The organism is Streptomyces sp. GESEQ-35 (genome assembly GCF_017948485.1).
Taxonomy (GTDB): Bacteria; Actinomycetota; Actinomycetes; order Streptomycetales; family Streptomycetaceae; genus Streptomyces.
This window is the reverse complement of sequence record NZ_JAFFSX010000035.1, coordinates 56,459-80,626: the sequence shown is the minus strand read 5'-3', so window position 1 is coordinate 80,626 and position 24,168 is coordinate 56,459. Positions and strand designations below refer to the sequence as shown.

Here is a 24,168-nt window from a genome sequence, read left to right as displayed (position 1 = left end):
ACATGAACACCGAGCACGACTGGATCACCACCCCCGTCACCGCCGAGCTCCTGCGCGGCGCCCTCGACGTGGAGCGCACCGAACACGGGGTGCTGCCGCACCGGCTGCCCGCGTGGGCGCGTGCCCAGAACAATGACGCCCAGCTGGCCATGGCCGAGTCCCAGCCCTCCGGCGTGCGGCTGGCCTTCCGTACCCGGGCCACCGCCGTCGAGCTGGACACGTTGCCCACCAAGCGGGCCTATGTGGGCGTGCCGCCCCGACCGGACGGCGTGTACGACCTGATCGTCGACGGCCGCCCGGCCGGACAGACAAGTGTCAAGGGCGGCAAGACGTTGACGATCGACATGGCCGCCGGCACCGCCGAGACACAGGCCGGCGTGCCCGGAACCCTCCGCTTCACCGGTCTGCCCGAGCGCGACAAGGACGTCGAGATCTGGCTGCCGCACAACGAGACCACGGAAGTCCTGGTCCTGCGTACCGACGCCCCTGTCCAGCCCGCGCGGGACCCGGGCCGCAAGGTGTGGCTCCACCACGGCAGTTCCATCAGCCATGGCTCCGACGCGGCCAGTCCCACCACGACCTGGCCCGCGCTCGCCGCCACCCTCGGCGGCGTGGAGCTGATCAACCTGGGCCTCGGCGGCGGCGCACTGCTCGACCCGTTCACCGCCCGCACCATGCGCGACACCCCCGCTGACCTGATCAGCGTCAAGATCGGCATCAACCTGGTCAACGCCGACCTGATGCGGCTGCGCGCCTTCGGTCCCGCGGTCCACGGCTTCCTCGACACCATCCGCGAGGGCCACCCGACCGTGCCCCTGCTGGTTGTCTCGCCCATCCTGTGCCCGATCCACGAGGACACGCCCGGTCCCTGCTTCCCCGACTTCAGCGAGATCAGCGAGGGACGACTGCGCTTCGGCGCCGCCGGCGACCCCGCGGAACGCGCTCAGGGGAAACTGACCCTGGGCGTCATCCGGGACGAGCTGGCCCGGATCGTGGAGCAGCGGGCGGCCGACGACCCGCACCTGCGCTACCTCGACGGCCGCGAACTCTACGGCGAGGCCGACTACGCCGAACTGCCGCTCCCCGACGCACTCCATCCGGACGCCGCCACCCACCGCCGTATGGGCGAACGCTTCGCCGAGCGTGCCTTCACCGCCGACGGCCCGCTCTTGAACGGCGGCGCCTGAAACCGGTACGGGGCGAATCGCTCCGACGTGCCGGGTCGATCGGACCGTCGTGTAATGGCGGTGTTGATCGTGCCGCCGGACAGAGAAGGCCGAGGCCATGCCACCCACCCGGGACGGGGGGACCGCTCCGAAGGGGCGTCTGCGCAGGCTGGGGGAGTGGTGTGCCCGCCACTTCGTGATCGTCATCGTCTCGTGGCTCGTCGCCCTGGTCGCGCTCCAGGTGGTGAACCGGTCCTTCGGCGGGGAGTACTCGGACGACTTCTCCCTGCCCGGCGTCCAGTCCCAGGAAGGCCTCGACGTCCTGAAGGAGCACGATCCGGCGGCCGGCGGGTACGGCAGCCAGATCGTGCTGCACGACGCGGACAAGTCGTTGTCCTCGCTCGGTTCACAGATGTCCACCACGGTGAGCGATCTACAGAAGCTGCCGCACGTCCTGTCCGTCCAGAACCCCCTGACCGCCCCGGGCACGTCCGACTCCACCGATTCCTCCGGGCAGTCGCAGAAGAACGTCGGCCCGCTGTCCTCCGACGGCAAGACCGCCTACATCACCGTCCGTTTCGACGTACAGCCCTCGACCCTCGGGGACGACTACCTCGACGGAGTCGACGACGCCGTACAGCCGCTGCGGGGAGCGGGGGCCCAGGTCGAGTACGGAGGGCCGCTCGGCGAGCTGGCGCGCCCGGCTGCCGACGACCGGGTCAGCGAGCTGATCGGCTTCGCGGTGGCGATCGTCGTCCTGCTCGTCGGCTTCGGCAGCGTGATCGCGGCGGGCCTGCCGCTGGTGTCGGCGCTCATTGGCGTGATCTGCGGCCTGGCCTGTCTGGGCCTGCTGGCCGCGGCCTTCACCTTCGCCACCGTGTCCCCGACGCTGGCCACGATGATCGGCCTCGGCGTCGGCATCGACTACGCCCTGTTCCTGATCACCCGCCACCGGCAGAGCCTGATGGACGGCGCGGACCCGGTACGCGCGGCCGGGCATGCCACTGCCACCAGCGGCCGGGCCGTGCTCGTGTCCGGCTGCACGGTGATCGTCGCGCTGGCGGGCCTGTACGCGTCCGGTGTGAGCTTCATCGGCAAACTCGGCGTGGCCGCCGCCGTGACCGTCGTCTCCGCGGTGATCGGTGCACTGACCCTGGTGCCCGCGCTGCTGGGTCTCATCGGCACCCGCATCGACCGCTACCACGTGCGCCGTCCGGTGGCGGAGAGCGACGCGGCCCCCGGCGAGACGCCCCAGGGAACGTGGCACCGCTATGCGCAGCGGGTGGAGCGCAGCCCCTGGCAGTTCCTCGCCGCGGGCGTCACCACGGTCGTCGTCCTGGCCATCCCGGTGTTCTCGATCCAACTCGGCCACATCGGCGACGGAGCAGACCCCACGTCCTTCACCGACCGGCGCGCCTACGACCTGATGACCGACGCCTTCGGGCCCGGCTCCAACGGCCCGCTCACCGTCGTCATCGACCAGACCAAGGTGTCCTCCTCCCAGCGGTCCGACCTCGGCTCGCAGGCCCAGAAGACCCTCGACGGCGTCGCGGGCGCGGCCACCGTGACACCGCTGACGCCCACGCAGGACGGCGACGTGCTGATCGCCACGGTGTACTCGGAGAAGTCCCCGCAGGACGCCGACACCACGGACCTGACGAACCGTCTGATCGACGACACCCTCCCCGCGGCGGTCGCCGGCACCAGTGCCGAGGGCTACGTCACCGGTACCACCGCCTCCCAGGTCGACTTCCGCGACATCGTCGCCGCCCGTCTGTTCCTGATCATCGGCGTCGTCGTCGCCCTCGCCTTCCTGATCATCCTGGCCGTCTTCCGCGGTCTGCTGGTCGCCCTCAAGGCCGCCGTGCTGAACGTGCTGTCGATCGCCGCGTCCTACGGCGTCGTCGTCGCCGTCTTCCAGTGGGGCTGGGGCGGGCCCGCGCTGGGCGTGGCCGGCAAGGTGCCCATCGAGAGCTATGTGCCGATGATGATGTTCGCCATCATCTTCGGGCTGAGCATGGACTACGAGATCTTCCTGCTGTCGAGGGTGCACGAGGCATGGCTGCGCACCGGTGATGCCAAAGCGTCGGTCGCGCACGCCCTGGAGATCACGGCCCGCGTCATCACCTGCGCGGCGCTGATCATGATGAGCGTGTTCGCGGCGTTCATCATCAGCGACAACATCGTGGTCAAGATGCTCGGCCTGGGCCTGGCCGTCAGCGTCCTCATCGACGCGACCGTCGTCCGTCTGCTGCTGGTTCCGGCCGTGATGACACTGCTGGGCTCGCACGCCTGGTGGACACCCCGATTCCTGGACCGGGTGCTGCCGCACATCGACGCCGAGGGCGAGAGCGAACGGAAGTGACCCGGTGGCGGGCGTCGATGTACCGGATGCGGTCCCGGGGTAGGTATGCCGGCGGTGGTGCGGCCGGCAGGTCGTCACCAGGCCGGTGGCGGACATGAGGAGAAGTCCATGGACTACTACGATCTCGGCACCCACTCCCGCCCCGTGACGACCACGTCCGCCGAGGCACAGCTGTGGTTCGACCGCGGCCTGGTCTGGACGTACGCCTTCCACCACGAGGAAGCAGCCCGCTGCTTCCAGGCCGCCGCCGTCGCCGATCCCGGCTGCGCCATGGCCCAGTGGGGCATCGCCTACGCCCTCGGCCCCAACTACAACAAGCCGTGGGAGGCCTTCGACGGCGACGACCTGGAACGCACCGTCGACCGGACCCATGCCGCAGTGGAACTCGCCCACGACATGTCGGCCGGTGCCACTCCCGTCGAGCAGGCCCTGATCAAGGCGCTGCGCGCCCGCTATCCGCAGGCCCAGGCGGTGGAGGACTGCTCGGTGTGGAACGCGCCGTACGCCGACAGCATGCGCGCCGTCTACGACCTCGCCCGCGACGACCTGGACATCGCCACGCTGTACGCGGACGCCCTGATGAACCTCACGCCCTGGCAGCTGTGGGACCTTCCCACCGGCGAGCCCGCCGAGGGCGCTCGCACGCTCGACGCCAAGGCCGTCCTCGAACGCGCACTGGCCACCGAGGAGGGGGCACGACACCCGGGCCTCCTGCATCTGTACATCCACCTGATGGAGATGTCCCCGACCCCGGAGACGGCCCTCCCGGTCGCGGACCGGCTGCGCGACCTGGTGCCGGATGCCGGGCACCTCCAGCACATGCCCTCGCATCTCGACGTGCTCTGCGGCGACTACCGGCGCGTCGTGTCGGACAACACGCGTGCAATCGTCGCCGACGAGAAGTTCCGCGCGCGCTCCGGCGCGATGAACTTCTACACGCTGTACCGGTCGCACAACTACCACTTCAAGATCTACGGCGCGATGTTCCTCGGCCGGTCCAGGACCGCTCTGGACACCGCCGCCGAACTCGAAGCGTCCATCCCCGAGGAACTGCTGCGGGTGCAGAGCCCGCCCATGGCCGACTGGCTGGAGAGCTTTCTGGCCATGCGGGTCCATGTACTGATCCGCTTCGGGCGCTGGACGGACATCCTCCAACTGCCCATGCCCACCGACCCGGAGCTCTACAGCGTGACCACCGCGATGCTGCACTACGCCCGCGGCGTGGCCCTGTCGGCCACCGGCCGCGTCCCGGAGGCCGAGACCGAACGCGAGCTGTTCCGCCGGGCGCTCGCCCAAGTCCCGCCCACCCGCATGCTGTTCAACAACACCTGCGCCGACATCCTCGCCGTCGCCTCGGCGATGCTGGACGGCGAGCTGGAGTACCGCAAGGGCAACCACGACACCGCCTTCGCCGCACTGGAGCGGGCGATCGACCTGGACGACCACCTTCCCTACGACGAACCCTGGGGATGGATGCAGCCCACCCGGCACGCTTACGGCGCCCTCCTTTTGGAACAGGGCCGCGTCGCGGAGGCCGAAGCGGTCTACCGCGCCGATCTCGGCCTGGACGACACCCTCCCGCGCGCCCTACAGCACCCCGGCAATGTCTGGTCCCTGCACGGCTTCCACGAGTGCCTGCTCCGTCTCGGCCGGACGGGGGAGGCGCGCATCGTGGCCCAGCAGCTGAAGATGGCTGCCGCCATGGCGGACGTCCCCGTGGAGGCGTCCTGCTTCTGCCGCCTGGAACGGGCGTCGGACGACGACGCCAAGGGCGACTGCTGCGACACGGAGCACTGACCGCGGCCGACCGGTCGTCCTCGCGGTCGTCAGGGATCACCAGTGGCCGAAATTTAAAGCAGTCGCTTGACGTAAATTTTGCTCACCTGTTGACTGCACGCATGCCCACCCCCCACACCTCATCCGGCCCCGTCCCCACCAACCCTGACGAACTCGGCCTCGACCTCGAGTCGTTGCGGGCCCGCTACCAAACCGAGCGGGACCGCAGAATCCGCCCCGACGGCGGCTCGCAGTACCAGCGGCTCGCCGGTGAGTTCGGCTACTACGCCGACGACCCTTACGCCGAGGCGGAGTCGAGCCGCGAGCCGCTGACCGACCGCGTCGAAGTCGCCGTCATCGGCGGCGGATTCGGTGGACTGCTCGCCGGCGCCCGGCTGCGGCAGGCGGGCGTCACCTCGATCCGGGTGATCGAGAAGGGCGGCGACTTCGGCGGCACCTGGTACTGGAACCGGTACCCCGGCATCCACTGCGACATCGAGTCGTACGTCTATATGCCGCTGCTGGAGGAGGTCGGCTACGTCCCGCAGTGGAAGTACGCCCCCGGAGAGGAGATCCGGGGCCATGCCCAGGCGATCGGCCGGACCTTCGACCTGTACCGCGACGCCTGCTTCCAGACCCAGGTCACCGAACTGCGCTTCGATGAGGCCGAGTCGGAGTGGATCGTCACCACCGACCGGGGCGACCGGATGCGGGCCCGCTTCGTCGTGACCGCCAGCGGCACCCTCAGCGAGCCCAAGCTCCCCGGCATCCCCGGCATCACCGATTTCAAGGGCCACACCTTCCACACCAGCCGCTGGGACTACGACTACACCGGAGGAGACGCCGACGGAGGCCTCCACCGGCTGGCCGACAAGCGCGTCGCTGTGATCGGCACGGGCGCGACGGCCATCCAGTGCGTACCGCACCTCGGGGCCGACGCCCAGCAGCTCTACGTGTTCCAGCGGACGCCGTCCTCGGTCGACGTACGCGGCAACCGCCCCACGGATCCCGGCTGGGCCGAGTCGTTGACGCCCGGCTGGCAGCGTCGTCGTATGGAGAACTTCCTCACGTTGGTCACCGGCGGTCTGGTGGACGAGGATCTCGTCGACGACGGCTGGACCCGGACCGCCCGGCTACAGCAGAAGCTCATCCCCAGCGAGAGCCACCGTCGGCAGCTGCCGCCCGAGGAGCGGGAACGGGCGTACGAGATCGCCGACTTCCAGAAGATGAACGACATCCGTGCCCGCGTCGACGCGGTCATCGAAGACGCGGGCACGGCCGAGCTGCTCAAGCCCTGGTACCGCTACATGTGCAAGCGGCCCACCTTCAGCGACTCCTACCTGGAGACCTTCAACAGGCCGAACGTCACCCTCGTCGACACGGCCGACAGCCACGGCGTGGAGCGGATCACCGAGGGCGCGGTGGTCGTCGGGGGCCGGGAGTTCGAGGTCGACTGCATCATCTTCGCCACCGGATTCGAGGTCGGTATGTCGGGCGTGGTCACCGGGCGCCTTCCCGTCCACGGCAGGGGCGGTGTCACCCTGACCGAGGCGTGGCGGCAGGGCCCCAGGACCCTGCACGGCTTCTACAGCCACGGTTTCCCGAACCTCTTCCAGCTGGGCCCGCTACAGAACGCCAGCGCGGTCAACTTCGTCCATGTCCTCGACGAACAGGCCGCCCATGTGGCCGCTGTCGTGGCCGCCGCGCGTGACCGGCGGGCGGACCGGGTGGAGCCGAGCGCCGAGGCCGAGGCCGCCTGGGTGGCGACGATCCGTCAGAAGGCGGCCGACCTCTACCGGTTCCAGGCCGAGTGCACCCCCGGCTACTACAACAACGAGGGCCGGCCCCGGCAGCGCAGCGAGTCGTACGGCGATGGACCGGTCGCCTTCCACGACCTGCTGGAGAAGTGGCGCACCGACGGCGGCCTGGACGAGGTCCTCGTCCACGGCGACGGCGGCCCGGCATGACGGCGCAGTCGGCCAGTCGATACGCCACCGGTGACGGCAGCCCCGGCCGCAGCGCCCGCTGGGACATCGCCCGGCTCAACCCGCCCAGTCGGCTGTGGGGTTCCAACGGCGTCGCCTTCGGTCCCGACGGGCGGTTGTACGTCGCACAGTTCCTCGCCGGCCAGATCAGCGCGGTGGATCCGGCGACCGCCGACATCGAGGTGATCGTCCCGATGGACGGCCCCGTCCAGTCGCCGGACGACCTCGCCTTCGGCGCCGACGGGTCGATGTACATCGCCGATCTCGTTCCCGGGAGGGTGTGGCGCCGCAGCCCCCAGGGCGAGTACACGCTCGTGTCCGACCAGGTGCGGGTGCCCAATGGCATCACCTGCGTGGGAGACCGGCTCTTCGTCAACGAGATGAAGATGAACGGCCGGCTCCTGGAACTCTTCCCCGACGGCCGCGATCCCGTGGTGCTCACCAAGGGACTCGCGCTGGGCAACGCGATGCAACTCGGCCCGGACGGCTGTCTGTACTACCCGCACATGGTGACCGGCGACGTGTGGCGCATCCCCGCCGACGGCGGCACACCCGAACGCGTCGCGCAGGACGTGCACGAACCGGTCGCGGTCCGCTTCGACCGGGGCGGCGTCCTGACCGTGCTCTCCCGGGGCGAGGCCGGCATCGTGACCAGGATCGACCTGCACGGCTCCGGCGCCCGGACGGTGGTCACCAGCGGGGTCGTGGGCCTGGACAACGCCGCCTTCGACGCGGAGAACCGTATGTACGTCTCCAGCTTCGCCAGCGGCGGCGTCACCGAGATGCATCCCGACGGCCGCACCCGCGAGATCGTGCCCATCGGACTCGACGGCCCCTTCGGGCTGACCGTCGACCTGGGCGGCACCGTGTACGCGGCGGACCACTACCGCGTGGCCGCCCTGCCACGGACCGGCATCCGCGACCCCGGCGAGGTGCGCACGCACGGCCACCTCCAGCTGACCCACTCGGTCACCGCGGACGACGGCCTGCTCCACACCACCTCGCAGTACGGCGAGGTCAGAACCCACGACCCGGCGAACGGCACCACGCGGGTCCGGGTGAGCGGACTGAACCGGCCGACGGGCATCACCACGGCGCCGGACGGCCGGACCGTGTTCGCCGAGACGGGCGCCGGACGGATCATGGCCCTGGACGCGGCCGACACCCTCACCGTCCTCGCCGAGGGCATCGGCCATCCCGTCGACGTGGCGTTCGACGCCGAGGGCCGCTGCTACGTCAGCGACGACGAACTCGGCGCGGTGTTCCGCATCGACGACATCGACGGCGAGGCCACGCCGGTCACCCTGGCTGACGGACTCCGGGCCCCGCAGGGGCTGGCGGTCCTGGGCGACGAACTGTTCACCGTGGAGACCGGTCGGCGCACGCTCACGGCGATCTGCCTGGCCACGGGGGAGTGCCGGGTCGAGGCGGAGGACCTGCCGGTGGGCCTGCCCCCGGGCACGACCCGTGGCCACCCCGCGCTCTTCACCCACAGCATGCCCGGCGCCCCCCGCTCCTTCGCCGGCCTGACCACGGCTCCGGACGGCACACTGCTGCTGTCGGCGAACGGCGAGGGCACGGTGCTGCGGCTACGACGCACGCACGGAACGGAAACGGCCACGTAGGACCGCGTCAGCCGCGTGGCCGCTCCAGCGTCAGCAGCAAGCCCTCGACGGCGCCGGGGCCCACGCGGCCCTTGACGTCGGCGGACGTGATGGCCTTGAGCGCCCAACCGTCCTCGGCATGCTTGTTGAGGACCTTCTCCAGCTTGCCGCTGTCCAGTGCGTCGCCGATCAGCGATTCCCGGAAAGTGACGACCTTGTACTCGTACGTGTAGGGGTTGCTCATGGCTACGGGGCTCTCCTGCGCGTCGGTTGGTGTGTCGGGGGCCCACCCAATCACTGTTCGGAGCCGTACACAGCGGCGAACCCGTCCCACGCGGATACCTTTGTCGAAGTTTCATGCGGAGGGACATCCATGGAAACGGCAGGTACCACCGGCGACATAGGCGGCCGAGGAGCGGATGCTCCCGACGGTTTCGCGGAGTTGCGGGCGCGCGAATTCGGCTACCTCGACGAGGGCGGACACACCTACCTCGACCACACGGGTGCCGGGCTTGCCCCGCGCTCCCTCGTCATGGGGAGCGCGGAGCGGATCACCGGCGGGCTGTTCGGCAACCCGCACTCCGAGAGCCCGGCATCCCGCGCCTCCGGACTCCTGCTCGCCGAGGCCCGCCAGGCGGTTCTTCGGCACTTCAACGCCGACCCCGCCGAATACGCCGTGATCTTCACCCCCAACGCGACGGGCGCCCTGCGGCTGGTCGGCGAGGCGTATCCCTTCACGCGCGGCGCCGGACTCGTGATGTCGCTCGACAACCACAACTCGGTCAACGGCCTGCGGGAGTACGCGCGGGCACGGGGAGCCGGGACCGCGTACGTGCCCGTGAGCGGACCCGGCCTCCAGATGGACGAGAGGCGACTGCGGGCCGCTCTGTCCGCACGTGGCCGGGGACTCGGCCTCGGCCGAGGCCGTGCCGGCGGCCGTTCGCGCGGGCTGCTGGCCTATCCGGCGCAGAGCAACTTCACCGGCGTCCAGCACCCGCTGGAGTGGATCGCGGGCGCCCAGGCGTACGGCTACGACGTACTGCTCGACGCGGCTGCCTTCGTACCGGCCAACGCCCTGGACCTGAGCCGGTACCACCCGGACTTCACCGTGGTCAGCTGGTACAAGGTCTTCGGACATCCCACCGGTATCGGCAGTCTGATCGCCCGCCGGGCGGCCCTCGCCAGACTGCGCCGCCCCTGGTTCTCCGGCGGCACCATCTACGCGGTCAGCGCCCAGGCCCAGTGGCACGTCCTCGCCGACGACGAGGCCGCCTTCGAGGACGGCACGGTCAACTTCCTGTCCATACCGGATGTGGCCGCGGGACTCGCCTGGATCAACGGCATCGGCATGGACCGCGTACACGCCCACGTCACCGCGCTGACCGGCCAACTGCTCAAGGGATTACGGACGTTGCGGCACAGCGACGGCACTCCGATGGTCCGGGTGTACGGCCCCCGGAACGCCGACGCGGCCCGCGGCGCCACGGTTGCGCTGAACGTGCTCGGAGCCGACGGCCGGATCGTCGACGAACGCGTAGTCACGCGCGACAGTGCCGCGCGCGGTATCTCCCTGCGCACGGGCTGCTTCTGCAATCCCGGCGCCGGAGAAGCGGCCTTCGCCCTGCCGCTGCACCGGCTGCGCTCGGCGGCGCGCAAGCAACTCGGTTCGCTGGAGGACTACTTGGAGCTCCTCCGGCTGCCGTCGGCGGGCGCCGTCCGCATCTCTCTGGGGGTGTCGTCACAGCCCAAGGACATCGACACGTTCCTGAAGTTCGTGACACAGACCTATCGGGACCGGGTGCCCGGGGCGGCGGGACTGGCCGCGCGGGTGGGTTGCTGACCCCGCGGTGCCCGAGGAGTGGTCTCCGGCCGAGAGTTCATCGCCCCGCCCGGCTCCTCGCCGCCCCGTCCCGGCACTTGCGCACCAGAATCAGCCAGGTCAAGACCAGGAACACCAGTGTGAAGCCCGCCAGAATCAGCCACCCCCGGTCCGCCGGATGCCCGAACGAGTCGCCGTACGAGTCCAGCAGCGGCGGCCCCAGCGGCGAGCCGCCCGCACGCCACAGCGGCTCCAGACCGACCCCACTGCCCAGCGCCTCGAACGCCCAGCGATTGGTCATCGCCCAGCTGATCGCCTCCCCGGCGACCGTCATCCGAGGGACGGGCACGAACGCCCCCGAGAACAGCACCTGCGGAAAACAGAGCAGCGGCAGCATCAGCGTCGCCTGTCCGGGCTCCGACACCGCTGCCGACGCGAGCAGTCCCAGCGAGAGTGCGGCAGCGGAGGCCAGCACACTCGACGCGAACAGCGACCCGTACGTGCCCCATCCCGCCGCGGGCAGCCGGTCCAGGGCCCGCAGCACGAGGAGCAGCAGCGCATCGGCGAGGGCGAGTACCGGCAGCATGGTTGTGAGCTTCGAGGCGATGTACGGGCCGATCCGCAGCCCCGCGAGCCATTCGCGGCGCAGCACGGGCAACTCGGTGCAGATCTGAAGCAGGCCGTACGTCAGCCCGAAGAAGAACGCGCCGAACGCGATCCAGAACATGATCATCGCCGTCGACCCGGGATCCGGTGCGACGGGATCGAACGCGCCCGCGCGGAACAGCACCGCGAACATCGCCACGATCATCACCGGCGACCCCGCCAGGACGGCGACCGAAAGCCGGTTGTGGAGCAGCAGCGCCGTACCGCGACGCGTGAGGAGCGCCCACTGGCTCAGGGCACCAACGCGCGGCGCTCTCGGAGACGGTGACACGGCATCAGACCGGTCGGCGTCGTCGGGCGTGGCACGCTCGACGCGCGCCCCGCCGGCCACCGCCTCGTACACCTCCTCGACGGTGCGGGCCCCGAACGCCCCGCACAGCGCGGCCGGTTCACCCGCGTACGCGACCTCGCCACCGGAGGAGAGGAACACGACCTGGTCGCAGCGGAGCAGATCGGCGAGGACATGGGTGGTCAGCACAACGGTGGTGCCGTCCTCGGCCAGCGCGCGCAGGGTCCGCAGCAGGGCCGCCCCCGTGACCGGGTCGAGACCGGACGTCGGTTCGTCGAGGAACAGCACCCTTGGCCGGGTGAGCAATTCGACGGCGATACTGGCCCGCTTGCGTTCACCGCCGCTCAGCGCGCGTACGGGTGTGGCGGCCCGGTCCGAGAGGCCGAGGGTGTCCAGGACCCGGTCCACGCGGGCGGTGACGGTCTCGGTCGGCGTCCCCGGAGGCATGCGCAGGCCCGCCGCGTACACCAGCGTCCGGTGCAAGGGCAGCTCGCGGTGGATGATGTCCTCCTGCGGAACGAACCCGAACTCCGGCCCCGGCGGCCCGGGTTGCGCCCCGTCGTGCAGTACCTCACCCTCGGTCGGCGCGCTCAGCCCCGCCAGCGTCTGCAACAGAACCGTCTTGCCCGCACCACTGCTCCCGGCGATCACGGTGAGCTGTCCCGGAGCGACATCGCACGATATGTCGTGCAGCACCCGACCGACCCCGCGAACCTCCCGGCTCACCCGACGCGCCCGTAGGCGCAGGCCGTTGACGGAAGGAACGGGTACATCGATGGGTGCGCGTGGGTGCATCGGCGGCGTCGACATGGGTGCAGCATGCCAGGGCGGCCTTCGCTCGGTCAGTGTTGGTGACGGTGACCTCTTCGAGGACACAGCGGTACGATGAGGGCATATATCTCTCCGTTCTGTCTGGGCTCAACCGGAGCGAGGGAACATGGCCGCCGCCGAGGATGCCGCGCCCGCCGGGCGACCCGCGGGGCTGAAGGCCAATGCGATCGGTTTCGTCGACGCCCTCGTCATCGGGCTCAATTCCACCTCTCCCGCGTACTCCCTCGCGGCCGTCATCGGCCCGGTCGTCGCCCTGGTGGGGATCTACGCGCCCGGCGTGATGGTCGCGTCCTTCGTACCGATGCTGCTGATCGCTTCGGCGTTCTACTACCTGAACAAGGTCGATCAGGACTGCGGTACGACCTTCTCCTGGGTCACCCGAGCCATGGGCCCCTGGGCAGGCTGGCTCGGTGGGTGGGCCATCGCGATGACCGGAGTCCTGGTCGTGGGTTCGCTCGCCGATGTGGGCGTGACCTTCGCCCTGCTTGCCTTCGGCCTCGACAGCTGGGTGGACAACACCTTCGTGCGGCAGTTGCTCACCGTACTGCTCATCCTCGTGATGACGGCCGTGTGCGTCATCGGCACCGAGCTCTCGGCCAAGGTGCAGAACGTCCTCATCCTGGCGCAGGTGGCCTGTCTGCTGATCTTTGTGGGTGTGGCGCTCCACAGCGTCTATGCCGGCACGAGCAAGTACGACTCGGTCGACCCCGCGTTCAGCTGGCTGAACCCGTTCGGTGCCGGTGGCGCGGCGCTGACCGGCGGGCTGCTCCTGGGCGTCTTCATCTACTGGGGCTGGGAATCGGCGGTCAACCTCACCGAGGAGGTAGAGGACTCGGCGACCGCCCCCGGCAAGGCCGGCCTCTGGTCGACCGTCATCCTGCTGGTGACCTACGTGTCCGTGGGGTTCGCGGTCGTCGCCTACGCCGGCCCGGCGTTCCTGGCCGAGAACGCCGGGGAAGAGGAGTTCGTCTTCGCCCAGCTGGCCACGGACGTACTGGGCGGCTGGGACTGGCTCCTGTTGCTGGCCGTCTCCACATCGGCCATCGCCTCCACGCAGACCACGATCATCCCGGCGTCGCGTACGGCGCTGTCCATGGCGCGCCGCCGGGCGCTACCCGCGCACTACGGCCACATCAGCCCGCGCTTCCGCACCCCGGACGTGAGCACCTGGTGGGTCGCCGGTATCGCCATCGCCTGGTATCTCGTGGTGAACCAGATCAGCGCCAACGCCCTCTTCGACTCGCTCACCGCGCTCTCGCTGCTGATCGCCTTCTACTACGCGCTCACGGGCCTCGCCTGCGCGGTCTACTACCGTCGCCATCTCTTCGAGAGCGTCCACAACCTCCTGCTGATCGGCCTCGGCCCCCTGGTCGGGTCCGGACTGCTGGCGTGGCTCCTGGTGAAGTCGGTCTCCGACATGTCCGATCCGGAGAACTCCTACAGCGGCACCTCGTGGCTCGGCCTGGGCCCCCCGCTGGTCATCGGCATCGGGATCGCCGTCACCGGGGTGCTCATCATGATCGTGTGGCGTCTGCGGGCGCCCGCGTTCTGGGCAGAGCGGCCGAGCGTGGCCGACCCCGCCCTGGTCCACGGCAAGGAGTCCTGAGATGTCGGTCGTCCTGGGATACGGCGAATCCCCCGGCGCCGCCCGCGCACTGCGCATCGCGGTCGAGGTGGCCGCCGCGTTCGACGAGCGGCTCGTACTGGTCTACGGCGCCGCGGCCCCCGGTCCCTCGGGCGAGGAGTACAGGTCCCACTACGACGCCATCCGCGAGGTGGGCCGCACCGGTCTGGAGCACGCGGTCGTGGAGGCCGACCGGGCCGGCGTACCGGCCATCGTCGAGGTGATCGACGAAAAGCCGGCCCAGGCCCTGATCGACGCGGCGACCCGCCACGCAGCACGCGTCATCGTCGTCGGCAGCTGGGGCGAGAGCCCGATACGCGGCGCCCTCCTCGGTTCGACGCCCCACAAGCTCCTGCACATGTCGAGCGTGCCGGTCCTCTGCGTCCCGCCCGAGGAGTGAGGGCTGCCGGCTCAGGCGTTCACGCGCTTGCCCCTACCGGCCGTCGGAGCAGATAGGCGGCCGCGGAAGAGACCAGGACGGCCATACACGCGATGAACACCAGCCCCGCGTTCTCCAGGCCGATCGGACCCGTCAGTACCCCCACACCGATGACCGGCACCGAGATGCCCGCGTAGGCCACCACGAACAGCGTCGAGATCACGGCCGCGCGCCGGTCCGCCGGAGACGCCTCGGCCACCGCGGACAGCGCCCCGCGAAACACCAGTCCCTGTCCGACCCCGCCGACGATCGCGCTCAGCACCAACAGCGCCAGCAGGTCCCACCGCAGCGCGCCCGCGAGCAGCGCCAACCCGGCGAGGAGTCCGGCGCAGCCCAGTGGCAGCGAGCGCGCCACCCCGAACCGGCCGACGGCCAGTTGCCCGGCGGTCGAGGCGAAGAAGGCCAGCGCGACGACCAGCCCGCTCACGGCGTGGTCGTGCACGTTCAGGGACTCCGTGAGGAAGGCCGGGCTGACCGACGTGAACACACCGAACAACGCGAAACCGGCGAACGATGCGGTCGCCGCCGGCCCGAACACCGCCCGCACCTGCGCGGGCAGGCCCGGCGGCTGCGGCCGTACGGTGCGCAGCGGCCACCGCTCCCGTACGGTCTCCGGAAGCCACAGCAGGACCATGGCCGAGCAGGCGATCAGGGCGAGGTGTACGACGAACGGCAGGTGCAGCGGCCACGGCGCGTACTGTGCGAGCACCCCGGCGAGCAGCGGACCGCAGCCCAGTCCGCCCATGTTGGCGGCCGTCGCCACGAACGTGGCCCGCGAGGCGCCGCCATGTGGTGCCAGCTCCATCACATACGCCGTGGCCGCTCCGGTGAACAGACCGGCGGACAGTCCCGACAGCAGCCGCCCCGCATACAGCCAGCCCAGCCCGGTGGCGGACAGGAAGCAGACGGCACTCGCGGCCGCGAGGCCCAGGCCCCACAGCAGCACCGGACGCCTGCCTACGGCATCCGAGGCATTGCCCGCCAGCAGCAGCACGCCGATGACCCCGAAGGCGTACACGGCATACACGACGGTGACCGTCAGCTCGGAGAACCCGAACTTCTCCTGGTAGAGGGGGTAGAGGGGGGTCGGCAGCGTGGTGCCTGCCATACACACGGCGAACACCGCCCCACCGAGCAAGCACGCACGCCACCCTCGGCGATCACTGTCCATGGCGCCGACGGTAACCCGTAGGGGAGAGCCCGGGGCGTGTGCCGAACCCGCCGTGTCGGGGCGAGATCGTCAGGACAGGACGGCACACGTGGATGTCGCCGTGGTCCAGGCGATGGCGCCCCAGGCCGTGCGCCGGGTCAGGTCTGGTTCTCCATGCCGACGGCCTGGCGGAGTTCCTCGCCGGCGGCTCCCGGTTCCTGCCGCTGGATCTCCAGCAACGCGGCTGCGATGGCGTCGAGCTTGCGCTGGATGGCGTGCTCGGCTCGCCGTTCGGAGTTCTTCAGCAGTGCCAGAAGCAGCAGCGACACTGCGGACATCGCCTCGCCCACCACCAGGAGCCACTGCGTGGGCAGTTTGAGCAGGTGCGCGGTGATCGCGCCGGCGACCAGAACGAGGCACACGCCGAAGAAGGTGGGAGAGCTCGTGAAGTTCGAGGCGTGTTCCGCCAGGCGCGTGAACCGGCCCTGCCGGTCGCCGTCACGGTGCGCGGGATGCTGAGGTGCCATGAGATCGCCTGCCCGCTTCACGAGGCACTCCGGTCAGCAGGGGCCCCCAGGGACCAGCCGGACACATCGCCGAGCCGTTCACTCACCACAAGTCCTCTCTGGTACGTACTTCCGGGTCACGTCGGCGGCGATCCGGCCTCGATGAACCCGTCCTCGCTCCGTTCCACTCGCCTGGGCGGAGTCAGAGGGGCATACGGCCGCGGGTGCGGCGGCCGGCCGAACCGCTGCGGCTCACGGCGCGTGAGCTGGTGCGGAAGGGCTTGCTGAAGAACCTGCCGAGGACGCCGGGTGCCTTGTTGCCTGCGCGCGCACCGACGCCGAGCGAGCGCTGCGTGCCGCGTTCGGGGTGGCGGGAGAAACGGGGGACGAGGAAGGCCAGCACGGCCAGGACCACACATACGGCGACTATGCCGACGACCATCATGAATCTGCTCCCTTGACTGGTTGAGGGAGAGACGAGTGCCCCGTCACGGCAATGCGTACCGCGAAGGACTGAATGCTGTCAGGCGCGTCTTCGGACTGATCTGGAAGACCGGGACAACGGTGGCGGAGGATCCGTCCCGTCCGACGTGCGTCAGTGTGGAGCGATCGACGCCTCGGCTGCTGCCTTGATCCGGGCGCCGAAGTTGTCGGCGTCCTTGCGGGCGGCGGTGAGCGCCAGGCCGACGAGGAGCTTGCCCAGGCCGTGGCCGTCCAGAACGTTGAAGATGCGGACCCGAGTCGTGCCGCCCTCCAGCGACTCCAGGTCGTAGCCGCCTTCGCGTGCCGTCACGCTGTTCTTCGACACCTCGGCCCACCGGATCTTCACCGGGGCTTCGAGGTCGGTGATGCGGAACTCCCTGGCGGACTTCATCCCGGCATCCTTGACGGTGCTCCGGAAGACCGTCCCCACGGAGGTCGGTGCGTCGGGGACCCGCTCGATCCTGAGCACCCGGGGGCTGAACTCCGGATCGTGGCGTCCGTCGGCGAGGTAGGCGAACACTTCCTCGACGGGCCGATCGACCTCGACCAGCGCTTCGAACTGTCCTGACATGGGCACTCCTGATGGTCGAGCCGCAACGCGCCTGCGTCCCCTCGGCGGACGTCAGACGGCCCCCCGGGCCGCGTGAATCTGCTCGCGCACGCGCGAACGAACGCGGGAGCCGCGCGGTACCGCCGGCCCCCGTCGTAGCAGCACTTCGACTTTACGGGAGTGCCGGGCATCCAGCGAGGCGAGCGGCACGACCAGAAGGACGCTGCCCCAGAGTTCCGCGTCGCGGCGCGGCTGATCGATTCGCCCCCGTCGGTGAAGGGAGTCGACCGCTCCCTTCACCGACAGCCGCGTGCTTTCGTGCCTCGCGCGTCAGCAGCTCAGGTTGCCGCCCGGGTCGACGCCCAGGAGCTGGGTGAACTGCTGGTATTTGTCGATGCGGCTCTGTACCTGCGACGGATTTCCGCCGTTGCACTCCAGGCTGCCGTTGATGCTGCGAATGGTCTCGCCGAATCCGGCGCTGTTGACCATGGCGTTGTGCGGCGTCATGGTCCCCGGGCCGGTCTGCGTGTTCCAGTACCAGAGTCCGGTCTTCCAGGACACCGCGGAGTCGTTCTGCACCAGGTCGGGGTTGTTGAGCAGATCGATGCCCAGGGCGTCGCCCGCCGCCTTGTAGTTGAAGTTCCAGCTCAGCTGGATCGGTCCACGGCCGTAGTACTTGTCGTTGCCCGCGGGACAGCCGTACGGCTGGCTTGCGTCGCAGTAGTGCGGGTAGTTGGCCGTGTTCTGTTCGACGACGTGGACCAGGCCGCCCGTCTCATGGCTGACATTCGCCAGGAAGGCCGCGGCCTCCTGCTTCTGGACCGTTTCGCTGCCGGTGGTCGTGAAGCCGGGGTAGGCGCTCAGCGCGGCCGTGAGACCGCTGTACGTGTAGAACGAGTTCCGGCTCGGGAACATCTGGTTGAACTGGCCTTCACTGACGACGAAATCGGCCGCAGCCGCCGACTGTTCCGCCTCCGCGGGTACGGCGAGGGTCATGAAGGAGAGCAGGGCAGCCGAACCGGTCGCGGTCAGCAGCCCGAACGTACGTCGACGCATGGGGATCACTCCATGGATCAGGCGCGCGAGAGCGCGTGTCTCCCCTCGGAGGGGAGTGGTGGGGGGTGTGGGTGGGGGGTGGGTCCGCCGGTGAACTGCTGCTTCAGCCGCCGACGTTGACGTCGATACAGGCGTAGAAGGCGTTGGCGGTGTTGGAGATGTTCCACACGGCGAGCACCTTCTGCTGGCCGCTGAGGCCGCCGAAGTTCACCTGGTGGGTGACGGTGGAGCCGGGCTGGGCGCCATTGTCGTTGAACTCGGCGATCTTCTGTCCGCCGGCGAAGTACTGCCAGGTGCTGGTGGCGTGACTGGCCGTCAGGGTCCACTGGAACTGAGTGCTGCTGCTCACCGGAGTGACTTTCCAGCCCTTGCTGTCGTCATCGAGCTCGGCGAAGCGGGAGTTGCCGCCGCTACAGCTCGTCAGCCCCTTCGGACCCTCGACGCTCTGCGGCTCGTACTTGATGTCGCCACAGCTGACCGTCCCGGCGGCACACTGTGCCTGCCTGCTGGGCGGGTTGGAGATGTAGCCGTGTGCGCTCGCGGAAGCTGCGGGCAGGCTCACGGCGATCACCGGGGCGAGCGCCGCGCCGATGAGTACGGCTGTCTTCTTCTTCATGTGCGTGTGTCTCCTTCACTACAGGTCTTGCCGCGGATGTACCGGGTTGTGGGGAACCTGGTACGCGGGTCGACTTCTCGTGGGTGGGGCCAGGAGTGCGAAGGCGTGCAGAGCGAATCCCGTGTGCAGACGCAATGGGGTGCGCCCGCCCGGAGGGGATTTGCTACTTGGACTAGACCATACCCGTGGGCGTGGTCACGTCAAGGGTGTGGTCCGATAGGGCCGTTGGGAAAATCGTTCACTCGCGGTCGGCATGGCGATCGCGAAGGGCCACGCACGTCGGTGCGTGCGCTCCGACGTGCGTGGCCACCCTCGCCCCGTCACCGGGCCGCGGCGTCAGCTGCTGGGGACCGTGTCCTCGAACGTGGTGCCTGCACCGCGGTACGCCGTCACCTTGGCGGCGACCTGCGCCGGCGTGAGGACCTGGTCCTTGACGTGCAGGACGTAGTCGACCTGCTGGTCGTACGCCCGCGCGGTGGTGCTGGTCTGGCCCGCGAGGTCGATCAGCCACTGGTTGAAGTTGATCGACATCGGCCGCTCGGGCAGGTACGCGGAGTCATGGGTGCCGAAGAGCTGTCCGTCGATGTAGTACTTGATGGTGCTGTTGTCGATGGTCAGCACCAGGTCGTGCCAGCCGGCGAAGCTCTGCCGGGCCTCGGTGTGCTGGTTGACCGCCACCCACGGGTCGGGCTGGTACGTCTCCCAGGACGTCGTGTAGAGGATGTTCGACGGCTCGCCCCAGCCGCCGTTGGGCAGGTACTCGAAGTCGTACTCGGCGTAGTCGTCCGCCATCGGTGCCGTGAGGTCGTTGATGGTGAAGAACGTCTGGACGAGGTGGTCGCCGTCCGGGCCGGACCTGGGCGCGTCGCTGAACCTGACCCGGGCCGCGTAGGTGCCGTTCTTGAACTTCCTGGCCTGGGTGAGGATCTCGGTCTGTTCGGTGCTCGCTCCGGTGCCTGCGGTCGAGGTCTCCAGGTTCATGATGGAGTTGCCGCCCGTGCCGGCGAAGGTGACGTTCTCGGGGGCCCAGGTGGCGCCGGGCACGCCGGGGCCGCCGGAGTTGGAACGCACGCTCCAGCCGTGCGCCGAGATGTTCGGGTCGCTGTGACTGCTGTAGTTGAAGTCGTCGAACAGCGAGGCACCGTCGGCCGGAGGATCGGTGGGCGGGTCCGTCGGCTCGTTGCCCGCGGGGGCCGTGCCCCACAGAGTGTTTCCGGTCAGCTGTGCCGTGACCTTGGACCAGTCGCCGTACGCGGTCTGGGAGCCGCCGAAGGAGTAGTCGTCGCTCTGGTTCAGCGGCGCCCATGTCGACTGGTAGAAACGCAGTTGCAGGTCGCCGGTGTCGGCGCCCGGGGCGAGCGAGCCGGCACCGGACGTGAAGCCGATCTCCAGGTAACGGTCTGCCGTGGCGGTCGGGTTGGCGAGCGTACCGAAGGTGCCCGTGACGTTGGCGCAGCCCTTGACGGCCCAGGAGCAGGCGAAGCGATAGCTCGCGCCGGCCGAGTCGGCCTTGAAGTAGTAGCGGACCTTGACGCTGCTCAACTGCACGCTCGTGCCACCGGTGTTCTTGACCTTGAACCAGGGTTCGGCCTGGTCGGCACTGGCTCCCGTGGCGCTCGTACGGTACTGAACGCTGAGCCCGTCGGCGGCAGCGCTCGCGGTGGTGGCGGGGAGTGCGGTGAGCGCGGCGGCGCCCATGGCCACCGCGACGGCGGTGTGAGCGGTGGCGCGTAGCCGGTTCTTCGTCAGTCTCATCCTTGTTCCTCTCCAGAACGGTGGGGGCTTCCCGGAACGGGACGTCGAGGGGTCAGGGGTGGTAACGGACGCCGAGGGCGTCGAGTCGGGCCGTGTGCTCGCCGAGTCGGGACCGGAAGTCGGCCCAGTCGGTCGCTCCGCTCCAGCTGCGGTCGGCGAGGGCGCAGAGCCGCGGGTACGTGAGGTATTCGAGGTGCGCGGGCGTCGTCACGAACTCCGTCCACAGCTGCGCCTGCGTACCGAGCACCCGCCCGGCCGCCTGGGCGTCGGCGTCCTCGGGTACGGGGTCGTGGCCGTGGACGGCGGCCAGATCGACGACGGCGCCGGGCTGGGCCGGCGGCTCGTGCGGGTCGTCGGACTGGGCGTAGTCGAGGTAGGAGGCCCGGTGGTACGCGTTGACGACGGGGTGGCCGCGGCGGGCGGCCGTCAGGGTGTGGGACGCGTCGCGCCAGGTCATCACGGTGAAGTCGAGGGGCAGTTCGGCGCCGGTCTCGGCCCAGCCGACCGGGCGGCGTCCGTGCCGGACGAGGAAGTCGCCGATCTGGCCGAGAAACCAGCCGTGCAGGGCTTCCGGGTTCGCCAAGCCCTCCGTGGCGGCTCGTTCGCGTGCGGCGGCACTGTGCGTCCACTCGGTGGTGGGGCACTCCTCGCCGCCCAGGTGGATGTACGGCGAGGGGAAGACGTCCATGACCTCGTCGAGGACGGTGCGGCAGAAGTCGAGGGCCTCGTCGTGGACGCCGAGGACGGTGTCGCACACGCCCCAGCGTGTCCAGACGTCGAGGGTGCGCTCGGGGTGGTTGCCCAGTCGGGGGTAGGCGGCGAGGGCGGCGCGTACATGTCCGGGCATCTCTATCTCCGGCATGACGGTGACACCGCGAGCGGCCGCGTACCGGACCAGGTCGGCGAGTTCGGCCCGCGTGTACGAACCGCCGTGCGGGACGCCGTCGTACGTGTCGCTGCCTGCCGGGCCGATCTGGGACTCGGCGCGCCGGCCGCCGACCTCCGTGAGTTTGGGGTAGGCGGCCACCGGCATGCGCCAGCCCTGGTCGTCGGTGAGGTGCAGGTGGAACACGCTGATCTTGTGCAGGGCCAGCACGTCGACGTAGCGGCGCAGATAGGAGACGGGCTGGAAGTGGCGTGCCACGTCCAGCATCGTGCCGCGCCAGGGGTGGCGCGGGACGTCGGTGATGTCGGCGCACGGCAGCAGCCATCGCGTGCCCCGCTGCGGGGCCTCCGACAGGGCCTGCGGGGGCAGGAGTTGACGGATCGTCTGGATGCCGCGCAGCAGACCCGTGGGATGCGCGGCGCGCAGCAGTACGGCGTTCGGGTCGATGACGAGGGCGTATCCCTCTTCGCCCAGCTCGCTGAGGCCGGAGTCGAGCGCCAGGGCGAACTGGCCGTCCGGGGACGGCCGTAGAGCCAGTCCGGTGGCGGGGGAGAGCAGGGTGCGCAGCAGCTCTGCGGCCGGTTCGGCGCCTTGGCCGATGTGCAGTGATGTGTCGACGTCGAGGGTGAAGTGGCCTGGCCGGAACGCGGCCTCGGTGGGACGAGGTACGAGTGCGGGCATGGTTCGCCTCCGGAACGGGTCGCGGGGGTATGGGGGTCAGCCCTTGACTGCGCCGGCGGCGAAGCCGGAGGTGACATGGCGCTGAAGCAGCAGGAACACCACCAGCGCCGGGGCGGCGAAGAGGGTCGAGGCGGCCATGGTGGCGCCCCAGTCGGTGCCGAAGACGTTCTGGAACGAGGACAGCCAGACGGGCAGGGTGCGGTTGTCCTGCTGCTTGATGATCAGGAAGTTGGCGTAGGTGAACTCGTTCCAGGCCGTGATGTAGCCGAACAGTGAAGTGGCCATCAGGCCCGGTGCCAGCAGCGGGAACGCGATGTGCCGGAACGCCCCGAGCCGGGTGCAGCCGTCGACCTGGGCGGACTCTTCCAGCTCCGGGGGGATCGTGGCGATGAAGCCGCGCAGGACGATGACGGTGAAGGGCAGCGTCATCATGAAGTAGACGAGGGTCAGGGTCGGCAGCCGGTCGAGCATGTCGGTGTCCCGGGAGATGATGTAGACCGGGATGATCAGTGACTCCCAGGGCGCCATCTGGGCGATGAAGACCATGAGCATGAACTGCCGGCGCCCCTTCCACTTCATCCGGGCGACGGCGTAGGCGGCGCCGAGCGCGATGACGAGGGCGAGCAGGACGGCGGTCAGCGTGACGAGGATGCTGTTGCGCCAGAACAGGCCGAAGCCGTCGGCACCGACGGCGGCGCGGAAGTGGTCGAACGTCCAGGACTCCGGGAACAGCCGGGGGCTGTCGGACTGGATGTCGCGGGTCGGGGTGAACGCGGTGGCGACCATCCAGTAGACCGGGAACAGACAGACCACGACCGTGACGACGGCGGCGGCGTTCAGGGGCAGGCGGCGGACACGGCGGGTGCGTGGGATGCGGGGCCGGGTCGTGGTCGTGCTCATGCGAGCTCGTCCTCCTGGCGGAACATCTGGCGGAAGTAGAAGACGAGCACGCCCGACATCAGCACGACGGTGACCATGGAGGCCGCCGATCCGAGGTCGTAGCGCTGACTCGACAGGGCGGTCTGCACCGCGTACACGGGCAGGATCGTGGTCGCGTCGCCGGGCCCGCCGTTGGTCATCACCCAGATCTGGACGAACGCCTTGAAGGTCCAGATCACTTCGAGTGAGAAGACGAGCATGAAGATCGGCCGGATCATCGGGAGGGTGATGGAGCGGAAGATCCGCGGGCCGGACGCTCCGTCGAGCCGCGCCGACTCGTACAGCTCGGTGGGGACGGTGGTGAGGGCCGAGTAGAGGGTGATCGCCGCGAACGGCACGGACTGCCACACGACGAGTACGACCACGATGGCGAAGGCGGCCGGACCGTGCGCGAACCATGGGTAGCGGTCGAAGGATTCGAAGCCCAGGTCGGTCAGGACCGCGTTGACGACGCCGAACTCCGAGTGGAACAGCCACTGGAAGACGGTGGTCGCCGCGATGACGGGCATCGCCCAGGTCAGCACGAGCGCGCTGAGGACCGCGGTCCGGCCGAACCGGCCGAGCCGCTCGATCATGAGCGCGACCAGCGTGGACAGGAGCATGATCAGGGCGACGTTGACCGCCATGAAGAGGAAGGTGCGGCGTACGACCTCCCAGAAGAGGCCGTCGCCCAGCAGAGTCTTGTAGTTCTCGAATCCGACGAAACGCGCGTCGCCCACGATGAGTTGGCGCAGTCCGAAGTCCTGGAGCGAGATCACCACCGCGCGTACCAGGGGATACACGAGCAGGTAGAGCGTGCCGAGGATCGCGGGCGCGATCAGGACGTACGGCCAGATCCCGCGACCGGCGGCCTTCGCCGGGCGGCGCGGTCCGGGGCCGGTGGAGCGCCGAAGTGGCCCGGTGCCGAGTGGGGGACGGGGGGTGGTCTGCTCTCGTACGGCGGCCGACACGGCGCTCCTCCTTCCGGTGCGGGGACTGGGCC

The 24,168-nt window shown here is 69.7% G+C and carries 20 protein-coding genes; 8 read left to right on the top strand and 12 right to left on the bottom strand.

The annotated features are described in order from the left end of the window. Window positions 1-2: 2 nt before the first annotated feature. From KCH87_RS43355 to KCH87_RS43335, 5 genes are all read left to right on the top strand, one after another. Window positions 3-1,187: a GDSL-type esterase/lipase family protein gene (locus tag KCH87_RS43355; RefSeq protein WP_210593459.1), complete on the top strand. Its 1,185-nt coding sequence runs from the start codon at window positions 3-5 to the stop codon at window positions 1,185-1,187. Window positions 1,188-1,284: 97 nt separating this feature from the next. Then, window positions 1,285-3,531, top strand: coding sequence for an MMPL family transporter (locus KCH87_RS43350; protein ID WP_210593458.1), 2,247 nt, complete (start codon window positions 1,285-1,287; stop codon window positions 3,529-3,531). A 108-nt stretch (window positions 3,532-3,639) separates the two neighbouring features. After that, window positions 3,640-5,328, top strand: coding sequence for a hypothetical protein (locus KCH87_RS43345; protein ID WP_210593457.1), 1,689 nt, complete (start codon window positions 3,640-3,642; stop codon window positions 5,326-5,328). 101 nt (window positions 5,329-5,429) lie between these two features. Then, window positions 5,430-7,274 carry an NAD(P)/FAD-dependent oxidoreductase gene (locus KCH87_RS43340; RefSeq protein ID WP_210593456.1) on the top strand — a complete coding sequence of 615 codons (1,845 nt, stop codon included), beginning with the start codon at window positions 5,430-5,432 and terminating at the stop codon, window positions 7,272-7,274. Further along, entirely contained in the window at window positions 7,271-8,917 is a 1,647-nt protein-coding gene (locus tag KCH87_RS43335) for a PQQ-binding-like beta-propeller repeat protein (protein WP_210593455.1), read from the top strand. Before KCH87_RS43340 ends, KCH87_RS43335 begins: the two co-directional genes overlap by 4 nt. A gap of 7 nt (window positions 8,918-8,924) precedes the next feature. Here KCH87_RS43335 and KCH87_RS43330 read toward each other — a convergent pair whose 3' ends face one another. Then, entirely contained in the window at window positions 8,925-9,140 is a 216-nt protein-coding gene (locus tag KCH87_RS43330) for a DUF4177 domain-containing protein (protein WP_210593454.1), read from the bottom strand. 129 nt (window positions 9,141-9,269) lie between these two features. On the opposite strand from KCH87_RS43330, the gene KCH87_RS43325 reads away from it, so the two are divergent. Next, window positions 9,270-10,736 (top strand): aminotransferase class V-fold PLP-dependent enzyme, encoded by a 1,467-nt coding sequence (locus KCH87_RS43325; protein ID WP_210593453.1) that lies wholly within the window; start codon window positions 9,270-9,272, stop codon window positions 10,734-10,736. 37 nt (window positions 10,737-10,773) lie between these two features. Here KCH87_RS43325 and KCH87_RS43320 read toward each other — a convergent pair whose 3' ends face one another. Continuing rightward, on the bottom strand, window positions 10,774-12,480 hold the full coding sequence (locus KCH87_RS43320) for an ATP-binding cassette domain-containing protein (RefSeq protein WP_247197681.1): 1,707 nt from the start codon (window positions 12,478-12,480) through the stop codon (window positions 10,774-10,776). Window positions 12,481-12,607: 127 nt separating this feature from the next. On the opposite strand from KCH87_RS43320, the gene KCH87_RS43315 reads away from it, so the two are divergent. Both KCH87_RS43315 and KCH87_RS43310 read left to right on the top strand, forming a co-directional pair. Beyond that, window positions 12,608-14,107, top strand: coding sequence for an APC family permease (locus tag KCH87_RS43315; RefSeq protein ID WP_210593452.1), 1,500 nt, complete (start codon window positions 12,608-12,610; stop codon window positions 14,105-14,107). A 1-nt stretch (window position 14,108) separates the two neighbouring features. Then, window positions 14,109-14,525, top strand: coding sequence for a universal stress protein (locus KCH87_RS43310; protein WP_210593451.1), 417 nt, complete (start codon window positions 14,109-14,111; stop codon window positions 14,523-14,525). Between the two features lie 19 nt (window positions 14,526-14,544). Here the strand turns inward: KCH87_RS43310 and KCH87_RS43305 are convergent, their stop codons facing one another. From KCH87_RS43305 to KCH87_RS43260, 10 genes are all read right to left on the bottom strand, one after another. Then, window positions 14,545-15,735: an MFS transporter gene (locus KCH87_RS43305; protein ID WP_210593450.1), complete on the bottom strand. Its 1,191-nt coding sequence runs from the start codon at window positions 15,733-15,735 to the stop codon at window positions 14,545-14,547. Window positions 15,736-15,872: 137 nt separating this feature from the next. Next, window positions 15,873-16,241 carry a low affinity iron permease family protein gene (locus tag KCH87_RS43300; RefSeq protein ID WP_210593449.1) on the bottom strand — a complete coding sequence of 123 codons (369 nt, stop codon included), beginning with the start codon at window positions 16,239-16,241 and terminating at the stop codon, window positions 15,873-15,875. A gap of 181 nt (window positions 16,242-16,422) precedes the next feature. Beyond that, a complete protein-coding gene (locus KCH87_RS43295; protein WP_210593448.1) occupies window positions 16,423-16,665 on the bottom strand; it encodes a DUF6411 family protein in 243 nt (80 codons plus the stop codon). Between the two features lie 150 nt (window positions 16,666-16,815). Then, window positions 16,816-17,274, bottom strand: a complete 459-nt coding sequence (locus tag KCH87_RS43290) for an SRPBCC family protein (protein WP_210593447.1) — start codon at window positions 17,272-17,274, stop codon at window positions 16,816-16,818. Window positions 17,275-17,583: 309 nt separating this feature from the next. Continuing rightward, entirely contained in the window at window positions 17,584-18,309 is a 726-nt protein-coding gene (locus tag KCH87_RS43285) for a chitinase (RefSeq protein ID WP_210593446.1), read from the bottom strand. Window positions 18,310-18,412: 103 nt separating this feature from the next. Next, window positions 18,413-18,925, bottom strand: a complete 513-nt coding sequence (locus tag KCH87_RS43280) for a lytic polysaccharide monooxygenase auxiliary activity family 9 protein (protein ID WP_210593445.1) — start codon at window positions 18,923-18,925, stop codon at window positions 18,413-18,415. A gap of 336 nt (window positions 18,926-19,261) precedes the next feature. Continuing rightward, the gene (locus KCH87_RS43275; protein WP_210593444.1) at window positions 19,262-20,680 is read right to left on the bottom strand and encodes a cellulose binding domain-containing protein; all 1,419 of its coding nucleotides are present in this window, start codon (window positions 20,678-20,680) and stop codon (window positions 19,262-19,264) included. A gap of 52 nt (window positions 20,681-20,732) precedes the next feature. Beyond that, window positions 20,733-22,247: a beta-N-acetylhexosaminidase gene (locus KCH87_RS43270; protein WP_210593443.1), complete on the bottom strand. Its 1,515-nt coding sequence runs from the start codon at window positions 22,245-22,247 to the stop codon at window positions 20,733-20,735. 36 nt (window positions 22,248-22,283) lie between these two features. Further along, the gene (locus KCH87_RS43265) at window positions 22,284-23,147 is read right to left on the bottom strand and encodes a carbohydrate ABC transporter permease (RefSeq protein ID WP_210593442.1); all 864 of its coding nucleotides are present in this window, start codon (window positions 23,145-23,147) and stop codon (window positions 22,284-22,286) included. Next, window positions 23,144-24,136 (bottom strand): carbohydrate ABC transporter permease, encoded by a 993-nt coding sequence (locus KCH87_RS43260; protein ID WP_210593441.1) that lies wholly within the window; start codon window positions 24,134-24,136, stop codon window positions 23,144-23,146. The genes KCH87_RS43265 and KCH87_RS43260 overlap by 4 nt, the downstream gene beginning before the upstream one ends. Between the last annotated feature and the right edge of the window lie 32 nt (window positions 24,137-24,168).

Coding starts and splice junctions, on each gene's coding strand:
- KCH87_RS43280 (WP_210593445.1), bottom strand. CDS start 18,925: ATGAAGAAGAAGACAGCCGTACTCATCGGCGCGGCGCTCGCCCCGGTG.
- KCH87_RS43340 (WP_210593456.1), top strand. CDS start 5,430: ATGCCCACCCCCCACACCTCATCCGGCCCCGTCCCCACCAACCCTGAC.
- KCH87_RS43350 (WP_210593458.1), top strand. CDS start 1,285: ATGCCACCCACCCGGGACGGGGGGACCGCTCCGAAGGGGCGTCTGCGC.
- KCH87_RS43265 (WP_210593442.1), bottom strand. CDS start 23,147: ATGAGCACGACCACGACCCGGCCCCGCATCCCACGCACCCGCCGTGTC.
- KCH87_RS43335 (WP_210593455.1), top strand. CDS start 7,271: ATGACGGCGCAGTCGGCCAGTCGATACGCCACCGGTGACGGCAGCCCC.
- KCH87_RS43310 (WP_210593451.1), top strand. CDS start 14,109: ATGTCGGTCGTCCTGGGATACGGCGAATCCCCCGGCGCCGCCCGCGCA.
- KCH87_RS43285 (WP_210593446.1), bottom strand. CDS start 18,309: ATGCGTCGACGTACGTTCGGGCTGCTGACCGCGACCGGTTCGGCTGCC.
- KCH87_RS43270 (WP_210593443.1), bottom strand. CDS start 22,247: ATGCCCGCACTCGTACCTCGTCCCACCGAGGCCGCGTTCCGGCCAGGC.
- KCH87_RS43300 (WP_210593449.1), bottom strand. CDS start 16,241: ATGGCACCTCAGCATCCCGCGCACCGTGACGGCGACCGGCAGGGCCGG.
- KCH87_RS43295 (WP_210593448.1), bottom strand. CDS start 16,665: ATGATGGTCGTCGGCATAGTCGCCGTATGTGTGGTCCTGGCCGTGCTG.
- KCH87_RS43315 (WP_210593452.1), top strand. CDS start 12,608: ATGGCCGCCGCCGAGGATGCCGCGCCCGCCGGGCGACCCGCGGGGCTG.
- KCH87_RS43290 (WP_210593447.1), bottom strand. CDS start 17,274: ATGTCAGGACAGTTCGAAGCGCTGGTCGAGGTCGATCGGCCCGTCGAG.
- KCH87_RS43330 (WP_210593454.1), bottom strand. CDS start 9,140: ATGAGCAACCCCTACACGTACGAGTACAAGGTCGTCACTTTCCGGGAA.
- KCH87_RS43275 (WP_210593444.1), bottom strand. CDS start 20,680: ATGAGACTGACGAAGAACCGGCTACGCGCCACCGCTCACACCGCCGTC.
- KCH87_RS43345 (WP_210593457.1), top strand. CDS start 3,640: ATGGACTACTACGATCTCGGCACCCACTCCCGCCCCGTGACGACCACG.
- KCH87_RS43325 (WP_210593453.1), top strand. CDS start 9,270: ATGGAAACGGCAGGTACCACCGGCGACATAGGCGGCCGAGGAGCGGAT.
- KCH87_RS43355 (WP_210593459.1), top strand. CDS start 3: ATGAACACCGAGCACGACTGGATCACCACCCCCGTCACCGCCGAGCTC.
- KCH87_RS43320 (WP_247197681.1), bottom strand. CDS start 12,480: ATGTCGACGCCGCCGATGCACCCACGCGCACCCATCGATGTACCCGTT.
- KCH87_RS43305 (WP_210593450.1), bottom strand. CDS start 15,735: ATGGACAGTGATCGCCGAGGGTGGCGTGCGTGCTTGCTCGGTGGGGCG.